19 protein-coding genes and 1 pseudogene are annotated in these 23,164 nt (G+C 73.3%); 17 read left to right on the forward strand and 3 right to left on the reverse strand.

Annotated elements, in window-relative coordinates; translation table 11 throughout:
* Positions 1-215 precede the first annotated feature (215 nt).
* The 7 genes from cseB (at position 216) to ACFYT9_RS16155 (ending at position 9,805) form a co-directional block, all read left to right on the forward strand.
* The gene (gene cseB, locus ACFYT9_RS16125) at positions 216-923 is read left to right on the forward strand and encodes a two-component system response regulator CseB (RefSeq protein ID WP_387272819.1); all 708 of its coding nucleotides are present in this window, start codon (positions 216-218) and stop codon (positions 921-923) included.
* A 14-nt stretch (positions 924-937) separates the two neighbouring features.
* Positions 938-2,266 (forward strand): sensor histidine kinase, encoded by a 1,329-nt coding sequence (locus ACFYT9_RS16130; RefSeq protein ID WP_389164011.1) that lies wholly within the window; start codon positions 938-940, stop codon positions 2,264-2,266.
* Positions 2,267-2,584: 318 nt separating this feature from the next.
* Complete coding sequence (locus ACFYT9_RS16135; protein WP_389164012.1) at positions 2,585-3,544, forward strand: D-alanyl-D-alanine carboxypeptidase family protein; 960 nt, start codon at positions 2,585-2,587, stop codon at positions 3,542-3,544.
* Positions 3,545-3,550: 6 nt separating this feature from the next.
* Entirely contained in the window at positions 3,551-4,570 is a 1,020-nt protein-coding gene (locus ACFYT9_RS16140) for an endonuclease/exonuclease/phosphatase family protein (protein ID WP_389164014.1), read from the forward strand.
* 65 nt (positions 4,571-4,635) lie between these two features.
* Positions 4,636-5,562, forward strand: coding sequence for a hypothetical protein (locus tag ACFYT9_RS16145; protein WP_389164017.1), 927 nt, complete (start codon positions 4,636-4,638; stop codon positions 5,560-5,562).
* A 424-nt stretch (positions 5,563-5,986) separates the two neighbouring features.
* Entirely contained in the window at positions 5,987-7,117 is a 1,131-nt protein-coding gene (locus tag ACFYT9_RS16150; RefSeq protein ID WP_389164019.1) for a substrate-binding domain-containing protein, read from the forward strand.
* A gap of 225 nt (positions 7,118-7,342) precedes the next feature.
* Positions 7,343-9,805 carry a polysaccharide lyase 8 family protein gene (locus ACFYT9_RS16155; RefSeq protein WP_389164022.1) on the forward strand — a complete coding sequence of 821 codons (2,463 nt, stop codon included), beginning with the start codon at positions 7,343-7,345 and terminating at the stop codon, positions 9,803-9,805.
* Positions 9,806-10,006: 201 nt separating this feature from the next.
* On the opposite strand, the gene ACFYT9_RS16160 is transcribed toward ACFYT9_RS16155, so the two are convergent.
* On the reverse strand, positions 10,007-11,020 hold the full coding sequence (locus ACFYT9_RS16160; RefSeq protein WP_389164025.1) for a GlxA family transcriptional regulator: 1,014 nt from the start codon (positions 11,018-11,020) through the stop codon (positions 10,007-10,009).
* 126 nt (positions 11,021-11,146) lie between these two features.
* On the opposite strand from ACFYT9_RS16160, the gene ACFYT9_RS16165 reads away from it, so the two are divergent.
* Together ACFYT9_RS16165 and ACFYT9_RS16170 are read left to right on the forward strand one after the other, a co-directional pair.
* Positions 11,147-12,031, forward strand: coding sequence for an NAD(P)-dependent oxidoreductase (locus ACFYT9_RS16165; protein WP_389164028.1), 885 nt, complete (start codon positions 11,147-11,149; stop codon positions 12,029-12,031).
* Positions 12,032-12,201: 170 nt separating this feature from the next.
* Positions 12,202-12,759, forward strand: coding sequence for a maleylpyruvate isomerase N-terminal domain-containing protein (locus ACFYT9_RS16170; RefSeq protein ID WP_389164629.1), 558 nt, complete (start codon positions 12,202-12,204; stop codon positions 12,757-12,759).
* Positions 12,760-12,805: 46 nt separating this feature from the next.
* On the opposite strand, the pseudogene ACFYT9_RS16175 reads toward ACFYT9_RS16170, so the two are convergent.
* Positions 12,806-13,687 (reverse strand): annotated as a pseudogene (locus tag ACFYT9_RS16175) (winged helix-turn-helix transcriptional regulator).
* A gap of 141 nt (positions 13,688-13,828) precedes the next feature.
* Here ACFYT9_RS16175 and ACFYT9_RS16180 point away from each other — a divergent pair.
* The 3 genes from ACFYT9_RS16180 (at position 13,829) to ACFYT9_RS16190 (ending at position 16,010) form a co-directional block, all read left to right on the forward strand.
* The gene (locus ACFYT9_RS16180; RefSeq protein ID WP_389164031.1) at positions 13,829-14,035 is read left to right on the forward strand and encodes a hypothetical protein; all 207 of its coding nucleotides are present in this window, start codon (positions 13,829-13,831) and stop codon (positions 14,033-14,035) included.
* Between the two features lie 12 nt (positions 14,036-14,047).
* The gene (locus tag ACFYT9_RS16185) at positions 14,048-15,085 is read left to right on the forward strand and encodes an MFS transporter (RefSeq protein ID WP_389164632.1); all 1,038 of its coding nucleotides are present in this window, start codon (positions 14,048-14,050) and stop codon (positions 15,083-15,085) included.
* A 151-nt stretch (positions 15,086-15,236) separates the two neighbouring features.
* Positions 15,237-16,010, forward strand: a complete 774-nt coding sequence (locus tag ACFYT9_RS16190; protein ID WP_387272797.1) for a glycosyltransferase family 2 protein — start codon at positions 15,237-15,239, stop codon at positions 16,008-16,010.
* A 12-nt stretch (positions 16,011-16,022) separates the two neighbouring features.
* Here ACFYT9_RS16190 and ACFYT9_RS16195 read toward each other — a convergent pair whose 3' ends face one another.
* Positions 16,023-17,111 carry an NUDIX domain-containing protein gene (locus tag ACFYT9_RS16195; protein WP_387272795.1) on the reverse strand — a complete coding sequence of 363 codons (1,089 nt, stop codon included), beginning with the start codon at positions 17,109-17,111 and terminating at the stop codon, positions 16,023-16,025.
* 339 nt (positions 17,112-17,450) lie between these two features.
* Here ACFYT9_RS16195 and ACFYT9_RS16200 point away from each other — a divergent pair, with 339 nt between their 5' ends.
* The 5 genes from ACFYT9_RS16200 (at position 17,451) to ACFYT9_RS16220 (ending at position 23,129) form a co-directional block, all read left to right on the forward strand.
* A complete protein-coding gene (locus ACFYT9_RS16200; RefSeq protein ID WP_389164035.1) occupies positions 17,451-18,542 on the forward strand; it encodes a LacI family DNA-binding transcriptional regulator in 1,092 nt (363 codons plus the stop codon).
* A gap of 178 nt (positions 18,543-18,720) precedes the next feature.
* Positions 18,721-20,031, forward strand: coding sequence for an ABC transporter substrate-binding protein (locus tag ACFYT9_RS16205; protein WP_389164038.1), 1,311 nt, complete (start codon positions 18,721-18,723; stop codon positions 20,029-20,031).
* Positions 20,032-20,247: 216 nt separating this feature from the next.
* Positions 20,248-21,144, forward strand: a complete 897-nt coding sequence (locus tag ACFYT9_RS16210; protein ID WP_376596231.1) for a carbohydrate ABC transporter permease — start codon at positions 20,248-20,250, stop codon at positions 21,142-21,144.
* Entirely contained in the window at positions 21,141-22,091 is a 951-nt protein-coding gene (locus ACFYT9_RS16215; RefSeq protein ID WP_376596229.1) for a carbohydrate ABC transporter permease, read from the forward strand. Before ACFYT9_RS16210 ends, ACFYT9_RS16215 begins: the two co-directional genes overlap by 4 nt.
* Positions 22,092-22,115: 24 nt before the next feature.
* Positions 22,116-23,129, forward strand: a complete 1,014-nt coding sequence (locus ACFYT9_RS16220; protein ID WP_389164042.1) for a hydroxyacid dehydrogenase — start codon at positions 22,116-22,118, stop codon at positions 23,127-23,129.
* The last annotated feature ends 35 nt before the right edge of the window (positions 23,130-23,164 follow it).

Genomic DNA, 23,164 nt, shown 5'->3' on the forward strand with positions numbered 1-23,164 from the left:
ACACGCGCACCCCGGAGATCACGGGAGCGACGATCGGATGCCGGGCACCGCCGGCGAGCCGGAGGGCCCGACGTCCACCGCGTCGCGTGACGCACCGAGGCCGTCCGGAGCCCGGCCGCTGTCGGGGTGTCCGCGTCCGGCCCGTGGAGGGCGCCTCCGTGCCGTGGGGCATGATGGACGACTCACCGTCCCCACGTTCGATGGATGTACACGTCATGTCTGAGCCGGCTCCTGTGACGATTCTGCTCGTCGAGGACGACGAGGTGATCCGCAGGTCCGTCGCGATGGCGCTGGAGCGGTACGGGTACCGGGTGACCGTCGCGGGCGACGGACTCACCGGGCTCGAACTGTTCCGGGACGGGCGGCACGACCTGCTGCTGCTCGACGTGATGCTGCCGGCCCTGGACGGCATCGGGCTGTGCCGAAGGATCAGGGAGTCCAGCACGGCGCCGATCCTCATGATGTCCGCGCGCGGTGACGCCCTCGACGTCGTCTCCGGGCTTGAGGCCGGGGCCGACGACTACGTGGTCAAGCCGGTGGACACCGCGGTCCTGGTGGCGCGGATCCGCTCCCTGCTCCGCCGGGCCGCGTTCGTGCCCCAGGGCACCGGGCCGTCCGGCCCCGCGGACACGGCGGACGCACCGCTCGTCTTCGGCGACCTCAGCATCGACCCGGCCGCCCTCGAGGTGCGCAGGGCCGGCGAGGAGATCGCGCTGGCGCCGACCGAACTGCGGCTGCTGCTGGAGTTCTCCGCCCACCCCGGGATCGTGCTGGACCGCCAGAGCCTGTTGCGCAACGTCTGGGACTACGGCTGGGACGGCGACACCCGCGTCGTCGACCTGTGCGTGCAGCGCCTGCGCAAGAAGATCGGAGCCGAGCGCATCGAGACGGTCCGGGGCTTCGGCTACAAGCTGCGACGCTGAAAGGGGAGCTCCGGATGCCCTTCGTACGCGCGCTGCTCAACCCCCGCTCGCTGCGCTGGAAGATCGTTCTGCTGATGGGACTGGCCTGTACCGCCATGGCCCTGACGGTCGGCGTACTCGTCCACGAGTCGACCCTGAACCGGTCCATGCACGAGGGCGCGGGAAAGGCGGTGGACGCCCTCGACCGCGCTCTGAGCGAGGCCCGGGAGTCCGGCGGGCAAGCGCCCCTCGTCTCCCCGGGCGAACTCCCCGACGCCCTGCTGAGCCGGGTCGAGCGCGAGGGCAGCGGGACCCTGTACGTGAACCGGCCCCCGGCACCGGTCTTCTGGGCGGCTCGGCAGGAGGGCGGACGGCTCTACGCGGTCGAGATCGACATGACCGGCGACCTGCTCACCCGCCAGGCCCTGGACCGGCACATGTGGAAGTACTCCCTGCTCACCCTGGGCATCGTCGTCCCCGTCACCGCCCTCGCCACCGAGCTGCCCGCGCGGCGGCTCCGCCGCGTGGCCCGCACGGCGCGCCGCATCACGGCCGGCGACCTCGACGCCCGCACGGGGACCGGCCGTCGCGCCGGTGACGCGACCCGGACGAAGCGAGGGGATGGAAACGCGGGAGGGGACGAGCCCACGGACAGGCGCAGCCGTGGCGGCGGTGACGAGATCGGGGAGATCGCGGCCGTCGTCGACTCGATGGCGGACAGCCTTCAGCGCCGCATCGCGGGCGAGCAGCGCTTCACCGCCGACGTCGCGCACGAACTCCGCACACCGCTCATGGGTCTGGTCACCTCGGCCGGCCTGCTGCCCGAGGGCGAGGCCACCGACATGGTCAGGGACCGGGTCGGGGTCCTGCGCGATCTCGTCGAGGACCTTCTGGAGATCTCCCGTCTCGACGCGGGCGCCGAACAGCCGCAGTGGCGTCCGGTGGCCCTGGCGGAGCTCGTACGGGAATCGGCGGCGCGGAGCGGACTCGACGCGCGGGTGACCGCCGACGAGGCGGCGGAGGCCCGGACGGATCCCCGGCGCCTGGACCGGATCGTCACCAACCTCGTCGTCAACGCGCACCGCCACGGCGCCGGTCCCGTCGAGATCACGGTCGCCCCGGGGACGATCACGGTACGCGACCACGGCCCCGGCTTCCCCGCGGACCTCCTCGCCCACGGTCCCCAGCGCTTCCGGACGGGCGCGGACGAGCGGGGGCGCGGGCACGGCCTGGGCCTCACCATCGCGTCGGGCCAGGCCAAGGTGATCGGCGCGGTGCTGGAACTCGCCAACCACGCCGAGGACGGGGGAGCGGTGGCGACACTGCACCTGCCGGCCGAGCGGCCCGGCCCCCTCGGCCCCTGACCGCCGCGCGGGCCAGGCTCCGGCGCCCGCCCGTCTCGCGCGGGGCCCGCCTGCGGGCCCGACGCGCCGACGGGCTAGTTCTCCGGGCCCGCCGCCTCGCGCGGGTCCCGCCTTTCGGCCCGACGCGCCGCGCGGGCTAGGCCTCTCGCGCCCGCCGCCTCGCGCGGGCCCCGCCTTCCGGCTCGACGCGCCGACGTCGATACACGATCGATGGGTTGCCGAGCCTTGCCGGAGCCTTCGTCTCGGCCGTCCGGACACGCCGCTCCCGCAGCCTTGCCGGCGTACTCGTCCCGAACGGCAGCATCCGGAGGTGGCTCCGTGTCCCTTTCCCCCGCGTCCCTTTCACCCGCCCACCGCAAACGCGTCGCGGGCGGCGCGCTGGCCCTGGTCCTCGTGACGGCGCTGGGCGTCGCCGTCTCCGGAGCGGGGACGGAGGGCCGCCCCGCGGCGCCCGCCGCGCCTGGAACCGTGTCCGTCGACGGCGGCGGGGTCCCGTGGCCCCAGGACGGACAGACAGCCGTCGCACTGGAGGGCTCGGGCCCGGTCGGGACGCGGGGCGACGGGACCCCCGTCCCCGTCGCGAGCCTCGCCAAGGTGATGACCGCTCACGTCATCCTCCAGGAACACCCGCTGCGGCCGGGGGAATCGGGCCCCCTGATCACGGTGGACCAGCAGGCCGCGCACGAGGCGGGCGTCGGCGGTGAGTCGACGGTGCCGCTTCAGGCGGGCCGACGCTACTCCCAACGCCAGCTCCTCGAACTGCTGTTGATTCCCTCCGGGAACAACGTCGCCCGTCTGCTGGCCCGCTGGGACTCCGGAAGCCAGGAGGCGTTCACGGCGAAGATGCGGCGCGCGGCCGCCCGACTGGGCATGGACCGGACCACGTACACCGGCGCGAGCGGCATCGAACCCACCACCACCAGCACCGCCACCGACCAGCTCGTCCTGGCCCAGGCGGCGATGCGGCACCCCGTCTTCCGGGACATCGTGGCCACCCGGGCCGTCACCGTTCCGGGAGTCGGCACGATCACCAACACCAACCCCCTGCTGGACGTCCCGGGCGTCGTCGGCATCAAGACCGGCTCCAGCACGCCGGCCGGCGGCAACCTCCTGTGGGCCTGCGAGGTCCGCGTCGGCGGCACTCCCCGCCTGCTCGTCGGCGCCGTCCTCCACCAGCGGGCGAACACCACGCCCGTCGAGGGCCTCCACGCCGCCGTCGACAGCAGCCGCCGCCTGATCACCGGGCTGCGCGACCGGCTGGCACGGGCGGAGGGCTGAACCGCGATGACGACGTACGGACACGGCGCCACCCCGGATCAGGCGGCAACCGGACCCCTCCCGGACGACGTGCCCCCGGACGACGTGCCCCGCCGCCCCCGGCCGGGCGACACACGCCGCCGAAGCGTGGCCGTGGCGCTCTGCTGCGCGGTCCTCGCCCTGACCCTGGTCGGCCACAGCCGGCTCCCCGCCCTCCCCGGGCACCTCAGCAGTCTGGCCGAGACCCTGGTGCCCTGGTCCGCCCTGGCGGTTCTCGTGCTCGCCGCCGTGGCGCTGTCGCTCCGGCCGCGGACGGCGGCGGTGGCGCTGGTCCTGCCGGTGGTCGCCTGGACGGCCGTCTTCGGCGGCACCCTCACCGACAAGTCCTCCGCCGGCGGGGACCTCACCCTGGTCAGCCACAACGTCAACCAGGACAACCCCGACCCGCAGGGCACCGTACGGACCCTCCTCGCGTCCCGCGCGGACGTCGTCGCGCTCCAGGAGCTGAGCCCGGAGACCGCGCCCGCCTACGCCGCCGCCCTGGCCGACGCGTATCCGCACCACTTCCAGCAGGGGACGGTCGGCCTCTGGAGCACCCGTCCCCTGCGCGACGCCCGCGCCGTCCCGATCATGCCGTGGACCCGTGCCATGCGCGCCACGGTCGAGACCGACCGGGGTCCGCTCGCGATCCACGTCGTCCACCTGCCGTCCGTCCGTGTCGGGCCCTCCGGCTTCACCTCGGGCGCCCGTGACGACGTCATCTCCGTCCTGGAGGATGTCCTCCGCGCCGAACGCTCCCCGCGCGTCGTGGTCATGGGCGACTTCAACGGCTCCACCGACGACCGGGCCTTCCGCCCCCTGACCACCCGCCTGACCTCGGCCCAGTCCACGGCCGGCGCGGGCTTCGGCTTCACCTGGCCGGCTACCTTCCCGGTCGTACGGATCGACCAGATCCTCCTCGGAGGCGTACGGGCCACCGCGGCCTGGACCCTCCCCGCGACCCCCAGCGACCACCTTCCCGTCGCCGCCAGCGTCAGCCTTCGCTGACGGCGACGCGGCCCGGCCCGCGGGCACCGGCCGGGCACGCCCGCCCCGCCTGGCACGATGACGGCATGGTCATCGGCACGTCCCCCTCCCTTCCCGGTCCCGCGGACACGGGCGCGGCCGCACACGCCGCCGCCCGAGCGCGTTCCCTGTACGACCGCCCCGACGCCTGCTCGGACGCGCCCGCCGAGCTCGTCGCCCCGTACGCGCCGGGGCTCGGGCGCGCGGGCCGGCGGGAGGCGCTGCGGCCGGTGTACGAGGCGCTGGTGGCGGAGCTGGGCGAACCCACGCTGTACGGCGGGTCGGCCGCCGGGCCCAGTGCGCGCTGGCACACCGGTGCGCACGTGGTGCTGCTGGCGGGCGGTCCGCAGGGTGCCACGCTCACGGTGCACACGGCGTCGGACCTTCACGGACGCGAGTACTCCACCGTCGAGTCGGGCTCGGTCGGCTGGCGGGCGGAAGGTCCGCACGGCTTCGACGCGCTGCCCTACCTGTGGCTGCTGCACCGGGGACCGGAGCGCGGCTGGCCGGCCTTCCGCTGGGACGGCCATCACACGGCCGCGTCCTGGGAGCACCTGGAGTCCTCGCTCGAACTGCTCCTGGACTCGTGGATGGAGCAGCTGCCGGTGCAGGCGCCGGGCGAGTGGGCGTCCTTCGTGGTGGGGTGCGCGCGCGACTGGCCGCGTCACCTGCGGGTGGGGTACAGCCAGGACCCCGGGCGACTGTCACTGATGGTGGACCACCGGACGACGGCCGGGGAACCGGGCCTGGAGGAGACGATGAGGGAGCGGGGCTGGCAGGTGTGCGACGGCGGGTGGTGGCGCGCGGAGTTTCCGGACGAGGACCCCTCGGCGGCGCGGTCCGCGGCCCGGCTGCTGGTCGCGGACGTCCGCGCCCGAGGTTCGGTCTGCCCGGACGAACTGGTCGCCTGGGAACCGACCGTCAACGACCGCGGCCACCTCTGGCTGCCGGGCATCGGCATGCCGGTGCGCTGAACCCGGCCCCCGCATCCGCCCCCCGGACTCACCGTAGCGGTGCTTCCCGGAGCGCCGTTCTGCTTGCCGGTACGCGCCGATCCGCCGCCTCGATATCGCCGTCGTCCTCCAGGACCCTCGCGAAGTGCTACGAGGTGGGGCGATTCAAGGAAGGGCCTCGCCGACGCGGCGGCATCCTCGTCGCGACGCGAGACAAGTTCCGGGGGGGCAGGTGGATGCGGCCGCCCCGTGTCCGGGGCCGGTGGTCAGGATCCGAAGCGTCGACGACCGCCGCGTACGATGGCGCGCGCCCCCGACATCGTGCCGGTCCCACCGGCCTGCGCCTCCGTGGTCCCGTCGGGTGGAACCGGATCCGTTCGGATCCTGGTCGCGACGGGGGCGCCGGACTGCCCCGCGACCGAGCGGAACGAGGAGGCGGGAGCGTTTGCGAGAGAGCGTGGAGCACCGGCACGGCCGGATCCTGCGGCTCGTCCGGGAGCGGGAGAGCGTGCGCGTCAGCGAACTCGCGGCCGCTCTCGGGGTCTCCGTGGAGACCGCCCGGCGCGACGTGGCCGCGCTGGCCGCCGTGGGGCGCGTGCGGCGGCTCCACGGGACCGTCAGCTGGCCGACCGCGCCGCTGAACGCCCGCGACGCCCGCCTCGCCGGTCGTACCCGCCCCGGCGCGCCGGACGGCCTGACGCTGGGCATGGTCGTGCCCGTGTCCGACTATTACTTCCGGTCGGTCATCCAGGGAGCACGCAGGGCCGCCGCCGACGCGGGGGTCCGCCTGCTCGTCGGCGTCACCGACTACACCTCGGCACGGGACCTCCAGCACGTCGCCACGCTGCTCGACGCGGGTGTCGACGGCCTGCTGCTCGCCCCGAGCTGGGCGCTCGACGGTCCCGACGCGGCAGAGGCGGCGCCCTTCGCCGAGCCCCCGGTCCCCGCCGTGCTCGTCGAGCGGCGGATCCCCCTCGGCGTGCCCGGCTCCCACCTGGACCGGGTGGTGTCGGACCATGCCGGTGGAGCGGCGCTCGCCGTGCGGCATCTGGCACAGCTCGGGCACCGGCGCGTCGCGCTGCTGGCCCGGCACACCCACACCAGGGCCGCGGTCCGGGAGGGCTATCGGTCGGCGGTCCGCGCGCTCGGCCTTCCCGACGACGACCTCTCACCGGCCGCGCACGGCCCCGGGGGCCGCCTCGACGACATCGGCGGGGACCGTCTGCTCGAACTCGTCGCCGCCGGGGAGGTGCGCGCCGGACTCGTCCACACCGACATCGACGCGGTCAACCTCCTCCACCGGCTCCGCGCCCACGGCGTGCGCGTGCCGGAGGACTTCGCGCTCGTGTGCCACAACGACGAGCTGGCCGCGCTCGCGGACGTGCCGCTGACCTCCGTGAGCCCGGCGACCTTCGCCGTCGGCGAGGCGGCGGTCCGGTTGCTGGTACGCCGGCTGGAGGACCCGGATGCCGCGCACTCCGCGGTCGAGTGGCTGCCGCGGCTGGTGATCCGGGACTCCTGCGGAGCCGGGCGTTCGCCCGAGGAGCACACCCCGCTCGAAGGGCGTGGGCGCTGAGGCCGGTCCGGTCCCGGCGACGGGGTCGGGCTGATCGCGTGCCCTCTGACTGACCGAATACTGCCCGAGTCGTCATCGTCCCTTGACGGGGAGAAAGCGCTTGCCGAGGCTGCCGTGCAAGCACCAAGCACCAAGCACCAAGCACCAAGCACCAAGCATCAAGCACCAAGCACCAAGCACCAAGCACCAAGCCCCGCCCCACCTCCCCGCAAAGGCTGGTCCGCCATGTCCTCATCCCCGCGCCGCCGTTCCCTTCTCCAGGCGACCGGCGGTACCGCGCTGATCCTCGGTCTCGGCGCCCACGCGGGTGTCGCCCGAGCCGCACCGGCCACCGCCGCGGCAGCCTCCACGGTCGTCGCCGACCCCCAGCACTTCGCCGTCCTGCGCTCCCGATGGCGCGAACTCGTCCTCGGCACCGGCTTCAGCCCCACCGCCGAGCCCTTCAGGAGCCTTCTCGCCGAACTCGGCAGGACCGCGCGGGCGCATCTGGCCACCATGGCCCCCGCCGACGGTTCGCTGTGGCCGGACGCGGTGTGGCGGGACCCGGAGCCGGACACCGACGCGGAGTCGTACGCCTTCTCGGCCAAGATGAACGAGAGCTACAACAGGATCGGCACGCTCGCCCAGGCGTGGGCTCAGCCCGGCACCGGCCTGACCGGGGACCCCGCCGTGCTGCGCGCGGTCCTCGACGGCCTCGAACATCTCCACGCCCGGATCTACAACGAGACGACCGTCCGCTACGGCAACTGGTGGAACTGGCAGATCGGGGCCCCTCAGGCGCTGATGGACACCTGCGTCCTCGTCCACGAGCACCTGACGGCGGAGCGGATCGCCGCCTACTGCCGGGCCGTCGACCACTTCGTACCCGACTCGGTCTTCGACTCGTACACCGGTACCTCCACCGGGGCCAACCGCGTCGACCTGTGCCGCAGCGTGATCCTGCGCTCGATCGTGGGCGAGGACGGCGACCGGATCGCCCGCGCGATCGCCGCTCTCGACCCCGTGTTCCCGTACGTGACCGCCGGCGACGGCTTCTACGCCGACGGTTCGTTCATCCAGCACCGGAACGTCCCCTACATCGGCGGGTACGGCTCCGTCCTCCACGACGGCGTCGGGCGTCTCATGGCGCTGCTGAGCGCCTCGCCGTGGCCGGTGGCCTCCCCGGACGCGCAGCTCTTCCTGGACACGGTCGACAACGCCATCGCGCCCTTCGTCCACAACGGACTGATCATGGACAACGTGTCCTCGCGGGGCATCAGCCGCGCCGGAACCTCCGACCACACCAGGGCGCACGCGCTGCTCGCCACGATCGTGCTCATCGGACAGGGCGCGAGCGAGGCCGAGAACGCCCGCTGGCGCGCCATGGTCAAGGGCTGGATGCGGCGCGACCACTACGCCCCGCCGCTCAGCAATCCGAAGCTGAGCCTGGCGCGCGCCGCCCTGCTGCGGTCCCTGCTGGACGACACCTCGGTCGCGCCGGCGCCGGAGCCCGTCCAGCACCGGCTGTTCCACCACATGGACCGGGTCACCCACCGGCGCCGCGGATGGTGCGCCTCGGTCTCCATGGCCTCGGAGCGCATCGCCCACTACGAGTTCGGCAACGGCGAGCACGCGCGCGGCTATCACACCGGCGCCGGCTGGCTCTCCTGGTGGGGCGACGACTTCGGCCTGGAGCAGTACTCGGACGCGTACTGGCCGACGGTCGACCCCTACCGGCTCCCCGGCATCACCGCCTCCCGCAAGCCGCTGGCCGACGGCGAGGGCGGCAACTGGGGCCAGCCCATGCCGGCCGCGGCCTGGGTGGGCGGTACGACCGACGGGGAGTTCGGCGCCACCGGGCAGCACCTCGTGGGCCTGTCCTCCACGATGAACGCGAGGAAGTCGTGGTTCTGGCTGGACGACTCCGTCGTCTGCCTGGGCGCCGGCATCTCCTCCACCGACGGCCACGCCGTGGAGACCACCGTGGACAACCGCGCCCTCGGCGCGTCGGCCGTTCCGGCGCTCACCGTCGACGGGCGGACGCAGCCCGACGGACAGGGCGTGCGGCGGACCTTCGAGAACGCCGGCTGGGCGCACATCGCGGGCCACGCCGGCTACGTCTTCCCCCGGGGGCTGAGGCTCGGCACCGTACGCGAGGAACGCACCGGAGCCTGGCGGGACATCAACACCGGCGGCCCCGCCGACCCGCTCACCCGCCGCTACCTCACCCTCTACACCGACCACGGCACCGACCCGACGGACGGGGACTACGCCTACGTGCTGATGCCCGGCGCGAGCCTCCGTACGACGGCCCGGCGAGCCGCCGACCCGGGGTGGCTGCACATCCTCGCCAACACCGGCTCGCAGCAGGGCGTCCGGGTACCCCGCCTCGGTCTCACGGCGGTCAACTTCTGGACCGCCGGCGCCGTCGGGGGCCGCGGCCGGGGAACCGCCGGGCGGCTCTCCGCCGACGCGCCCGCGTCGGTCCTGGTCCGCGAGCACCGGGACGGTACGGCGACCGTCGTGGTCTCCGACCCGGCCCGCCGGGCGACCTCCCTGCGGATCACCTGGAACAGGCGGGTGTCGTCCGTCATCTCCCAGCCGCCCACCGTGACCGCCGCGACCACCGGTGCGGCGCTGAGTCTCACCTTCGGCGGCCTGGACCAGGCCGCCGGGGCGCCGCAGCGGGTCCGGGTCCGGCTCGGCTGAGGGACGAAGGACCAGTGGGGGAGTTGACGACAGGCCCTAGGGCCTGTCTGACAATTCCCGTCGGGTCCGGCCCGCCCGGCACGCACGCTCGCCGCACGGCCGAAACGCCCGAGTAGCTCCGCTACAAGGGCGCCCCGGCCGCACGCCGATCGCACGCACCGAACGACCCGGCCTGATCCGACGCCAATTGTCAGACAGGCCCTAGCCCGCCGCCGAGGAGGAGGGCTCGGGTGCCGTCCGGGGGAAGGCCCGCCGGTAGGTGCTCGGTGAGACGCCGATCTGCTTGAGGAAGTGGTGGCGGAGGTTGTTGGCGGTGCCGAGCCCGCTCAGTTCCCCGACCTTCTCGATGGGAAGGTCCGTGGACTCCAGGAGGCTCTGGGCCCGCGCCAGGCGCTGGTTGAGGATCCACTGGAGCGGCGTCGTCCCGGTGGCCGCCTGGAGTCGCCGGTGGAGGGTACGGGTGCTCATCGCCGCGCGCCGCGCCAGGTCCTCGACGGTCAGGGGCTGGTCCAGGCGGGTGCGGGCCCAGTCGAGCACGGGCGACAGGCTCCGGTCGTCGGTGGCGGGCACGGACAGGTCGATGAACTGGGCCTGGCCGCCGGGGCGGTGGGCGGGCACCACCATCCGGCGGGCCAGCTGGTTGGCGACGTGCGCGCCCAGGTCGCGGCGGACCAGATGGAGGCAGAGGTCGAGTCCCGCGGTCAGTCCGGCGCTGGTGAGCACGTCGCCGTCGTCCACGTAGAGCACCGAGTCGTCGACGTCCACCTTCGGGTAGCGCTCGGCGAGTTGGGCCGTGTGCATCCAGTGGGCGGTGGCACGCCGCCCGTCGAGCAGACCCGCTTCGGCGAGGGCGAAGGCGCCGGTGCACAGGGAGACCATGCGGGCGCCCGCGTCGTGGGCGCGGCGCAGGGCCGTGATCAGTTCCCGCGGCAGCGGTTCGCCCTCCTCGACACAGGCGTCCGGCACGGAGGGCACGATGACCGTGTCGGCTCCGGCGAGGTCGTCGAGTCCGTAGCGGGTCCGCAGCGACAGCCCGGTCTCGGCCTGCGAGCCGTCCTGTCGGCCCGCGCCGCACAGCCGCAGGTCGTACCAGGGGTCGGCCAGGTCGGGCTGGGGCTTCCCGAAGACCGTGCAGGGGATGCTCAGCTCGTACAGGTCCCATGAGGGGAAGCCGATGTCCTCGGGCACGACCAGGGCGACGGAACCAGGGCTCATGCCTCGAAGCGTACGGCAGGAATTTGGTGGTCGGCGTCGCCGGCGTCACTGTCCGGCACCCCCGCGCGCTGCGATCTTGGTCCTACGTGACCAGCCGCCACGCGCGGCCGAACAAGGAGTGGTGACATGCGTGCTGACCTACCGTCGGTGACCGTCGTCGGACTGGGTGCGATGGGCGCGGCGCTGGCCGCCGTCCTGCTGGAGCGGGGGCACGAGACCACCGTGTGGAACCGCTCGGCGGACAAGGCGGGGCCGCTCGTCGACCGAGGGGCCCGCCTGGCCGCGACACCCGAGGAGGCGATCGCCGCCAGCTCCGTGGTCATCGCCTGCGTGCTGGACCACGAGGCGCTGCACGCCGTCCTCGACCCGGTGGCGGGCTCCCTCGCGGGGAAGGTCCTGGTCAACCTCACGACCGGTTCCCCCGAGCAGGCCGGCGAGGCCGCCGCGTGGGCCCGGTCGCACGCCGCCGACTACCTCGACGGCGCGATCATGACCACCCCGCCGGGGGTCGGCAGCGCCGAGATGATGTTCCTCTACAGCGGCTCCCGGGCCGCCTTCGAAGCCCACCGTCCGACCTTGGCGTCCCTGGGCGACCCGCTGTTCATGGGCACCGAGCCGGGCCTGGCCTCCCTCTACGACGCGGCCCTGCTCGGTCTGATGTGGTCCACGCTGACCGGCTGGCTGCACGGCACCGCGCTGGTCGGCGCGGAGAAGACGCCGGCCACGGCCTTCACCCCCGTCGCGATCCGCTGGCTGACCGCCGTCGCCGGCTTCATGACCACGTACGCGCCCCAGGTCGACGCCGGCCGCTACCCGGGCGACGACGCCACCGTCGACGTGCAGATCGCGGCCGTCGACCACCTCATCCACGCGGCCTCGGCCCGCGGTATCGACAACGCCCTGCCCGAACTCCTCAAGTCCGCCATGGAACGCGCCAGGGCGGCGGGTCACGGCTCCGACAGCTACGCGAGCGTGATCGAGGTCCTGAAGAACCCGGGGAACGACAAGTGACCGTGACACCGACAGCCCGCCCCTCCCGCCCCATCCGCCCCACCCTCCCCAACCGTCTCACCGGCCCCGCGCCGGACCCGACGGTCCCTGTCGGCGCCGGCTCGTGGTCGGACCCGACGGTCCCGACGGACCCGGCGGTCCCCGTCGACGCCACCCCGTGGACGGAGCTCCTGGCCGCCGCCACCGACGACTGCCTGGCCGCCCTCCTGGAGGGGGCCGACCGGGACTGGTCGCTCCCCGCGCACCGGCTGGACTGGAGCTGCCGTGCGACGCTCGACCATCTCGCCCTCGGTCTGACCGGCTACACCGGTCTGCTCGTCGCCCGCCCCGAAGACCGGTACATCACCCTCTTCGCCTCGCTCGACCCCCAGGCTTCCGTCCCCGCCTGTCTGGACGGCCTGCGGATCGCCGCGTCGCTGCTCGCCTCCACCGTCCGCGACACGCCTCCCGACGTCCGTGCCTGGCACCCCTGGGGTCACTCCGACGCCGCCGGTTTCGCCGCGATGGGGATCACCGAACTGCTCGTCCACACCTACGACATCACCCGCGCCCTCGGGGTCAGCCGGACTCCGCCCGACCACCTCGCCGCCGCCGTCCTCGACCGTCTCTTCCCCGAAGCCCCGCACGGGCACGGCCCGTCCGACACCCTGCTGTGGTGCACGGGCCGCATCCAGCTCCCCGGCCTGCCCCGCCGCACGGAGTGGCGGTGGGACGGCACCGTGCGCTGACCCCGCCGGGTGCCTCCCCGGCGACCGGAGGAGGTCTCCTCGCCCCTCAGTCCCCCTCCGCCAGGCGCCGGACCCGCGCCAGCGCCTCGGCCACCGCCGCCGGGACGTCCGTCACGGGGAAGCGCGCGTGCCGCACCACGCGGTCGCGGTCCACCACGAGCACGGCCCGCTTCAGCCGCAGCAGCTGCCCGGCCCGGAAGGTGGGCAGCCGCAGGGCGGCCGCGAGGTGCAGGTCGACGTCCGAGAGGAGGGTGAAGGGGAGGTCCTCCTGGGCCGCGAACACCCGCTGTTCGTCCGTGCGTTGGGTGCTGACGCCGTACACCTCCGCACCTGCCGCGCGGAAGTCCTCGTACGCCTCCCTGAAGAGCCGGTTCTCCAGCGTGCAGCCGATCGTTCCCGGGATGTCCGACCAGTTGTCCGGCAAGGGGCTGGGGGCCCCGGTCGCCGGATAGCAGAACAGGACGGTGGCCGCGCCGCCGGCCACCGGGTCCACCGGGCCGCCGTCCCGGTGGCCCGGCAGCTCCAGGTGCGGCAGCCGCTCGCCGGTCAGGTCCGCGACGCGCCGTGCCTCCGTGCCCCCCTCGTCGGCGGTGCCGGTGAGCGAGCCGTCGCCGAAGACCCAGCGGTCGGCCCAGTCCTGCATCGACAGCAGCACCGGCAGCAGCCCCCGGCCGCTCTCCGTGAGCCGGTACTCGTGCCGCACCGGCCTGTCCTGGTACGGGACCTTCTCCAGGACGCCCGTCCCCACCAGATGGGCCAGGCGTTCGGTGAGCACCTTCCGGGAGATGCCCAGCTCCTCCTAGAGCGCGTCGAAGCGATGGTGGCCTCGCGCGGTCTCCCGGATCAGGAGCAGGCTCCACCAGTCGCCGACCACCGCCGCCGCCTGCGCGATCGCGCAGGCCGCGTCCCGCTCGGGCACCGACCTCATCACTGCGTCTCCACTCCTGCGCGCACGGCGGCGCTCTCCTCGGAACCATCTTGCGCCATGGAGTCGGTTCCGGATAGAAACTCACCTGGAACGAGTGAGTTCCCGAAAGAGACTGACGAGACCCAGGGGGGTGGGCGCCGTATGGCCGTGGCACGAGCGATCCCGAGGAACGAGCAGCGCGACGGGGAACGGGAGACCTCGCCGCCGGGCGTCTTCTGGCGCTTCTGGGCGGCCGCCACCGTCAGCGGCGCGGGCACCGCGGTCACCGCCCTCGCCCTGCCGCTCGTCGCCCTCACCGTCCTCGACGCCACCGCCTTCGAGGTCGCCCTGCTCGCCGCGGCGGGGTAGGTCTCCTGGCTGCTGCTCAGCCTCCCCGCGGGCGTCGTCGCGCAGCGCGTACCGCTGCGCCGGCTCCAGGTCACGCTCGACCTCGTACGGTTCGCGGCGCTCGGTTCGCTGCCGCTCGCCTGGTGGCTCGGCACCCTCACGTACCCGCATCTGCTCCTCGCCGCGCTCGTCACCGGAGCGGCGACGGTGCTGTTCGACATCGGCAACTCGACCTTCCTGCCCGCCGTCGTCCCCGCCCGGCAGCTGGCCGCCCGGAACAGCGTCATGTCCGGCACGCACGCTGTCACCGACACCGGCGGCCCCTCCCTCGGCGGAATCCTGATCGGCGTCACGGGCCCGGTCGGCGCGCTCGTCGTGGACGCCGCCAGCTACCTGGCCTCCGCCGTGCTCCTGCGCAACCTCCCCGAGAGCCGCCCCGCGCCCCGGACCGGCGAGAGCGCGTACCGGCTGATGCGCGAGGGCTGGAGGTACGTCACCCGGCACCCGGTCATGAGGCCCTGCATGATCTGGGCGACCGCCGCCAACTTCGTCAACGCCGCCCTCCTCGCCCTCACGCCCCTCTATCTGGTCCGCGAGGCCGGGCTCGACGCCGTGCAGCTGGGGCTCGTCCTCGCCATGGACGGGGTCGGCGCGCTCGCCGGCGCCGCCGTCGCGGTCCGGGTGACCACCCGCCTCGGCACCGCGCGGGGCATCATCCTGGCCGACCTGACCGGCGGCGCGCTGCTCCTGCTCGCCCCGCTGACCACGTCCGCGGGGGACGCGTACTGGTTCGCCCTGGGCAACGCGGGCTTCGCCTTCGGCACCGTCATCGGCTCGATCTCCACCCGCACCTACCGGCAGACCCAGTCGCCCCCGGAGCTGCTGTCCCGCGTGATGGCCACGGTCCGCTTCGTCTCCTGGGGCGCGCTGCCGCTCGGCGCGCTCACCGCCGGTCTCCTCGCCACGTACGCCGGCGCCCACACCGCCCTGTGGATCGTCTGCGCCGCCGCTCTCCTGCCCCCGGTCTACCTCTTCTCCACCGGGGTGGGCCGCCACCGCGACCTCGTCTGAGGCCCCGGCTCCGGGGCAGGTGCGGACCCGGTCTCCGGGCCGGTGGTGATCAGCCCCGCGCGCCACCGCGTAGCCTTGGCCCGCGACGGACAATCCGCGACATCCCCTCATGGCGAGGGTGTCCCCCCTCATGGCGAGAAGGAGCAGTGCAGTGGCCCTGGTTTCTGTGGTGATGCCGGTACACAACTCGGCGGTCACACTCGGGTCCTCGGTCCGGTCGGTGCTGGCGCAGACCCATACCGACCTTGAGCTCCTGATCACCGACGACGCCTCCACGGACGAGTCGATGGACCTGCTGCGCGAGCTGGCCCGGCAGGACGAGCGGGTCCTGCCGGTCGCGGCGCCGGAGCAGGGGGGCGCGGCCAAGGCCCGCAATCTGGCCATGGCACGGGCCAAGGGCGACTACGTGGCCCTCCTCGACAGCGACGACTGGTGGCTCCCGCAGAAGCTGGAGAAGCAGCTCGCCTTCGCCGCGACGGCCGGGACGCCGCTGACGTTCACCTCCTACTACAAGATGGACGCCGAGCACGAGGGCGAAGCGGTCGACTTCGTCCCGAACGGACGGGTGGTCTGGGCCCCCGCCCGGGTCGACTACCGGGCGATGCTGGTGCACGACCACATCGGGGCCCTGACCGCGATGTACGACCGCAAGGTCCTCGGGACGCGGCTCATGCCGGACATGCCCCGCCGGCAGGACTACGCCCTGTGGCTGTCGATCATGAGGGACGGCATCGACGCCCAGGCGGTCAGGGAACCGCTCGCGGTCTACCGCGCCGGCCGGGCGGGTTCCCTGAGCTCCAACAAGCTGGCCCTGGTCCCGGCGAACTGGGCCCTGTACCGCGAGCACGAACACCTCTCGCTCCCGAAGTCGGCGCGCGCGCTGGCGGGTGCGGCCTGGCACTCGGTGCGGAAGTCGCGCATCTAGCTCCGGTCGCGGCTACCAGGTGTACTGCGGGGGGAGTTCGGTGACGGACCGGCGCAGCGCCCGGGGGATGCCGAGGCCGGCGCGGGCCCGGTGGACGGCCGCGAGCTGGTCCGTCGCGGCCGGACCCCAGTCGAAGAGGCAGAGAGCCTGCTCGGGAGTGGCCAGGACGCGGACGTACGTACGGCCGGTGGCCGGATCGATGGGCGGCACGCCGACGCGGGTGAGCCCCGCGGCGTAGCGCACGCGCGCACACGGTTCGTCCGGATCGGACAGGTACCCGAGGTACACCGGGCCCGCCAGCTCGGCCGCGGCCCTTTCACCGGCTGCGCGGACGAGCGTGGCCGCGGGGTCCTTCCGGTCCTCGGGCTCCGGGGTGCCGCCCGGCAGACGGGCCGCACCGGTGACGGGGTCGAGGAGCACGAGCACCCGGCCGTCCGGCGCGAAGGCCCAGCACCGGACCTGCCGGAGCGGGAGACCGCCGGGGACGGGGTGCGGGTGGAAGGGGTGGTGGAGCCGCGCCCGGGGCGTACGCAGGATGCCGACCCGGTCCAGGACGCTCGGCGCGATCGGCACACCGTCCTCCAGGAGGACGACACCGGCGTCGTCGACCCGCGCGCGAAGGGCGGACAGCGCACGGCGGGCGTCGCCCGGGGACATCAGGGCGGGCAGGTCCGCGGGCTCGACCAGCTCGACCGCCTGGATCTCGTCCGCCGCCAGGCGGATCGCGGCGATCTGCTGGTCGCTCCAGACGCCTCCGTCGAAGACGTGCAGGATCTCGCCGGGAAAGCGCATCTCCTCGGGCGCCCGGGCGGCCGCGGCCGAGACCCAGTCGACGGCGAGGCCGCGCCGGACGGTGAGGGTGACGCCGAGTTCCTCCTCCACTTCCCGGACGGCGGCCCGGGCGGCGGTCTCACCCTTGTCCACGGCGCCGCCGGGCAGGAGACGGTGGGGCCGGTAGCCGACCTTCTGGACCAGGACCTGCCCCCGCTCGTTCGTGATCAGCACGGAGGTCCCGGCCCACACGGCCGCGGACGCGCGCAGCGCCCCGTACTGCTCGTCGGTCGGCGTCGCCGGGGGTGGCTGATCAGCGGTGCTCGTCATCGTGGGTGCTCCGATCGGCGGCGTGCGTGTCGAGGGGGGTGAGGGATGTCAGGAGGAGGGGCGTGGGGCAGATGGTGATCCAGTCCGCGACGGCACGCGAGGGGGAAGCGCGCGCCGCCGTGATCCGTTCCGTGGTGCCCAACGGGTCCGGGCGGGCTCGTGTCACGGCTGTCCGGCCGGGGGATCCGCCGGGCGGGCCTTCGGCCGGACAGCGGTGGTGCGGACCGCGCTGATCGACGGCCGCCCCACGACGCACCGGTTGCGCTCCCGGCCTGATTGATACCTTTCACTTGTCGAGTGAAAGCAAATGGCTTCGCTCATGTGGAGAGGGGGCCGTGCGTGCTGGCTGAAGAGCGGCGAGAGGTGCTCCTGCGCCTGGTCGAGCGGCGGGGATCGGTCAAGGTGAAGGACGTGGCGGAGGAGATGGGGGTCTCCGCCGTCACCGTCCGCCAGGACGTCCGGGAGCTGGCGGGCCGGGGGCTGGTCGTGCGGGTGCACGGAGGAGCCATGTCGGCGGGCGCGGCGCGGACGGCCGACGCGCCCGGCACGGCCGCCCCTCGGCGCCCCGTGCGGCGGGGGGACTCGTTCGGGCTGGTCGTTCCGCCGGGGGCCTACTACTACCCCGAGGTCATCCGAGGAGCCCAGGACGCGGCTCGCGCGCTGGGCGTCCGTATCGTGCTCGCCTTCTCCGGCGCGACCTTGACGGACAATCAGGAGCAGGTGCGGCGGCTGATCGCGGCCGGCGTCGACGGTCTGCTGCTGATGCCGCGCGCCGGACTCGAACCCACGGAGCGGGCCGAGGAGTGGCTGGCCGGGCTCGACGTGCCGGTCGTCCTCATGGACCGGAGGGCCGGCGTCCGGGCGGGGCGGCTGGAACAGGTCGCGTCCGATCACGCCCATGGCGCCCGCCTGGCGGTCCGGCACCTCGCCGACGCGGGGCACGAGCGGATCGCCCTGGTCGGCCGGGCGGAGAGCCCCCACACGCCCTTCATACGCGAGGGATACGCGACGGCCTGCCGGGCCCTCGGAGTGGAGGCGGGCTCGGAGTACGCCATCGCCGCGACCGACGGACCGGCGTCCGCGCGGAGCTTCGAAGCGCTCGTGGACGCGGTCGCGGCGGGTGAGGTCCGGGCCGCCCTGGTCCACAACGATCTCGACGCCGTCGCCCTGGTCGGCCTCCTCCAGGCACGCGGGCTGCGCGTCCCCCAGGACCTCGCCATCGTGACGTACGACGACGAGGTCGCGGAGTTGAGCGACGTGCCGCTCACCGCCGTGGCGCCGCCCAAGCGGGCCGTGGGGGAGTGGGCGGTCGACCTCCTGCGGCGGCGGCTCGCCGAGCCGGCCGCGCCCCTGGCCGAACTGCTGCTCCGCCCGGAACTGCGCGTGCGGGAGTCGAGCGGGGTCCCCCTCGCGGCGGAGCCTCGCGCCTAAGGAACGGTAGGGCGCGGAAGGGCGCGGGGGCGGAGGAGGCGCCGGGCGTCGAGCGGAGACGGCTCCGTGTCGCATCACTTGCTTTCGTTGGGAATCGAATGAAGCCTAAGCATTGACTCGGCCACGTTTCCTGGCGAATGATTCCGGTCAACGCCCCCGCAAACGATCGGTGCACACCATGCTTCGCAGAACCTCGGCCGCCCTGGCCTGTTCCGTCACGGCCCTCGCCCTGCTCGCCACCGCCTGCGGCGGCGGCACGGACCAGGGGGCGTCCCCGACCGCCGGGAAGACCGGAGAGGTCACCTTCTGGTCCTTCGTCAAGGGCTCCGACAAGGTGGCCGAGGCGTTCAACCGCAGCCACCCGGACATCAAGGTCACCTTCGAGACCGTCCCGTCGGGACAGGAGTACTACTCCAAGCTCACCAACGCCGTGAAGGCGGGCACCGCCCCGGACGTCGCGGTGGTCGAGTACCCGCACCTGCCGGAGTTCGCCGCGCAGGGCAAGGTCGAGGACCTGAGCGGCATCCTCGGCCCGGTGGTGAAGGAACGGTTCCCCGAGGCGGCGCGGCAGCTGGTCGACCTCGGCGGCAGGACCTGGGGCGTGCCCCGGGACGCGGCGCCGCTGATGATGATGTACCGCAAGGACTTCTTCACCCGGCACAAGATCGACGTGCCCACCACGTGGGACGCCTACCGGAACATGACCGAGCAGGTGAAGAAGGCCGACCCCGCCGCGCGCGGCGGGGTCCTGTACACCGACAACCCCGGGCTCCTGGAGGCGCTCTCCTGGCAGGCCGGCGGGCGGTGGTTCTCGACCGAGCAGGACTCCTGGAAGGTCACCGTCGACGACGCGCCGTCGAAGAAGGTCGCCTCCTACTGGGGCGACCTCGCCCGCAAGGACCTCGTCCGCTCGCTCAGCCAGCTGGACCCCTTCTGGACCAGCGTTCAGAAGGGCCAGACCGTCGCCTACGTGTGCGCCAGCTGGTGCGCCGGAGCCCACCAGGCAACCGTGCCCGACCAGAAGGGCAAGTGGGCCGTCGCGCCCGTTCCCACCTGGGACGGCGAGCCGGCCTCCGGCATGTACGGCGGCTCGTCCTTCGTCATCCCGAAGGGGGCCGACAACAGCGGCGCCGCGGCCGAGTTCATCAAGTGGATCACCACCGACCCCGAGGGCATGAAGGCCTGGGTGTCGTCCGGCACCAGCAGCATGTTCCCCGCGGACCCGAAGCTCGTGCCCGTCACGAAGGCGGCCTTCGGGACGGACTACTTCGGCGGCCAGGACATCTACACCCTGATGTCGCGCTCCTACGACGCCATCCGGCCCGGCTGGACGTGGGGCCCGGTCATGGGCGCCACCAACACCGCCATCGTGGACCAGCTCCCCAAGGTCGCCGACGGCACGGTGAACCTCCCCGACGTCCTGTCCACCGCCGAGCAGGTCACGGTCGGGCAGATGAAGCAGCGCGGCCTGTCGGCCTCCGCCCCGTAAGAACTCCCCGCTCCCCGGAGCCCACGGCCGAGACCCGTACCCGCGGACCCCGCCCGGCCCCTCCCACGATCCCGCCCGGAACTCCCGGATCCCGCCCGGAGGAGACCCCGCGCCCCGGATCCCGCAAGGAACCCCGGCCCGGCGGCCGCCCCCCGCCCGCGCGGCGGGTCGGCCCCCGGCTCCCTTCCGCACCCGCCCCACCCAAGGAAGGCCGGTATGGCAAGCCCATCCGCCCGAGGACAGCGTCGGACCGCCACCCTGCTCCTCACCCCGTTCCTCGGCCTGTTCGCGGCCGTCACCCTCGCCCCGCTGCTCTACGCCGCATGGCTGAGTCTCTTCACCACCCGCACCTCCGGCCTCGGGTTCGGCGGCACGGAGAACGTCTTCACCGGGCTCGCCAACTACACCCGCGCCCTGTCCGACGAGGCGTTCCGCGACGGGTTCCTCGTCATCGCCGCGTACTGCGCGATCTACATCCCCGTCATGATCGGCGGATCGCTCGTCCTGGCCCTGCTGCTCGACTCGGGTCTCGCCAAGGCCAGGTCCTTCTTCCAGCTGGCGCTCTTCCTGCCGCACGCGGTGCCCGGCCTGATCGCCGCGCTGATCTGGGTGTACCTGTACACCCCCGGCCTCAGCCCGGTCATCGACCTCCTGGAGGCCGGCGGATTCGACGTCAATTTCCTGTCGGTCGACAGTGCCGTGTTCTCCGCGGCCAACATCGCGGTCTGGGAGTGGACGGGCTACAACATGGTCATCTTCTACGCGGCCCTCCAGGCGGTGCCCCGCGAGACGCTCGACGCGGCGAAGGTCGACGGCGCCGGGGCCGTGCGGACCGCGCTGTCCGTCAAGGTCCCGATGATCTATCCCGCGGTGGCCCTCGCCGTCCTCTTCACCGTCATCGGCTCCATCCAGCTCTTCACGGAACCGAAGGTCATCTACAACGCCTCCAGCGCGATCGGCAGCAGCTGGACCCCCAACATGTACGTCCAGACCGCCGCCTTCCAGAACAACGACTTCGGCCTCGCCGCGGCCGCGTCCCTGCTGATCGCCCTGTTCGCCGCCGTGCTGTCCTTCGCCGTCACCCGTATCTCACGCCGCGGGAGCAAGCCGTGACCAAGTCCTCCACCCTCGACGCGCCGGCCCCCGCGCCCCTGACGCCGCCGTCGACGGGCCGCCGGCCGGCGCCCCGTACCCGCAGGCGACCCGTGAAGTCACCGTCCGCCCTGCTGTCCAGGGCCGGGGTCACGGCGATGCTGGCCCTCGCCACGCTCTACACCCTGCTGCCGCTGACCTGGCTGCTGATGTCCTCCACCAAGAGCCGCGAGGACCTGTTCGGCACGAACGGCTTCGCGCTCGGCGACGAGATCCACCTCGCCGACAACCTGAGCCACCTCTTCACCGCCGACGGCGGCGTGTACGCGCGCTGGCTGGTCAACACGGTGCTGTACGCCGGTGTGGGAGCCCTCCTGGCGGCGGTCTTCAGCGTCGCCGCCGGCTACGCCTTCGACAAGCTCGCCTTCCCGGGCAAGGAGCGGCTGTTCTCGCTCGTGCTCCTCGGCGTCATGGTGCCCGGCACCGCCATGGCGATCCCGCTCTACCTGCTCGCCGCCAAGGTCGGCCTCGTGAACACCTTCTGGGGCGTGTTCATCCCCGGCCTCGTCTTCCCCTTCGGTGTCTATCTGGCACGGGTGTTCAGCGCCTCCTACGTGCCGGACGAGGTGCTGGAGGCGGCGCGGATGGACGGAGCCGGCGAGTTCAGGACCTTCTGCCGCATCGCGTTCCCGATGATCGCGCCCGGCTTCGTGACCATCTTCCTCTTCCAGTTCACCCAGATCTGGAACAGCTTCTTCCTGCCCCTCGTGATGCTCTCCGACCAGGACCTCTACCCGGTCAACCTCGGGCTCTACGTCTGGTACTCCTCCGCCCTCACGCAAGGTCATCCCGAGGACTACCTGCTCGCCGTCGTCGGCTCCCTCGTCGCCGTGGCCCCGCTGATCGCCGTCTTCCTGATGCTCCAGCGGTTCTGGAAGTCCGGCATGACCGCCGGCGCCGTCAAGTAGGCCGCCACCATGAGGAGTCCGTCCATGCACCCGCGCCCGACCACCCGCCCCCGCGCCCTCTTCGCCATGGGCCGCCGCCACCGGGACGCCATGTTCCCGCCGCCCGCGGTACGGCGCCTGAGCGCGTACGTCGACATCGACCCCGCACACGTCGCCGAAAACCTCACCGAGGAACCCGCCCTGGAGGACGCCGAGATCCTGATCACCTCCTGGGGCTGCCCCGTCCTCGACGAGGACGTGCTCGCCAGGGCACCCGCGCTGAAGGCGATCGTCCACGCGGCGGGCAGCGTCAAGCACCACGTGACCCAGGCATGCTGGGACCGCGGCCTCGCGGTCTCCTCGGCCGCCGCGGCCAACGCCGTCCCCGTCGCCGAGTACACCGTCGCCGCGATCCTCTTCGCCAACAAGCGCGTCCTCGACATCGGCGCCCTCTACCGCGACCACCGCGCCCCCCTGGACTGGTCCCGGCACTTCCCCGGCTTCGGCAACTACCGCCGCACCGTCGGTGTGGTCGGAGCCTCGCTGGTCGGACGCAAGGTGATCGAACTGCTGCGCCCGTACGACCTCGACGTCCTCCTCGCCGACCCGCACGTCAGCACCCTGCGCGCGGCGGCCCTGGGCGTGCGCAAGGTGGAACCGGACGAGCTCGTCAGCGCCTCCGACGTCGTCTCCCTGCACGCCCCCGCGCTGCCCGAGACCCATCACTTCATGGACGCGCGCCGGCTCGCGCTGATGCGGGACGGAGCCACCCTCGTCAACACCGCCCGAGGCTCCCTCGTCGACACCGAGGCCCTCACCACCGAAGCCCTGAGCGGCCGCATCCGCGCGGTCATCGACGTCACCGAACCCGAGGTGCTCCCCGCCGGCTCACCGCTCTACTCCCTCCCCAACGTCCTCCTCACTCCGCACATCGCCGGCTCGCTCGGCGGCGAACTCCAACGGATCACCGCCGGCGCCCTCGACGAGATCGAGCGCTACTGCACCGGAGAACCGTTCGCGCACGCCGTCCACCACGCGGCCCTCGCCACCTCGGCCTGACCGCTCCGGCCGGTCCCGGACGACGCCGATCCGGG

This window comes from Streptomyces sp. NPDC004435, assembly GCF_042873895.1.
Taxonomy (GTDB): domain Bacteria; phylum Actinomycetota; class Actinomycetes; order Streptomycetales; family Streptomycetaceae; genus Streptomyces.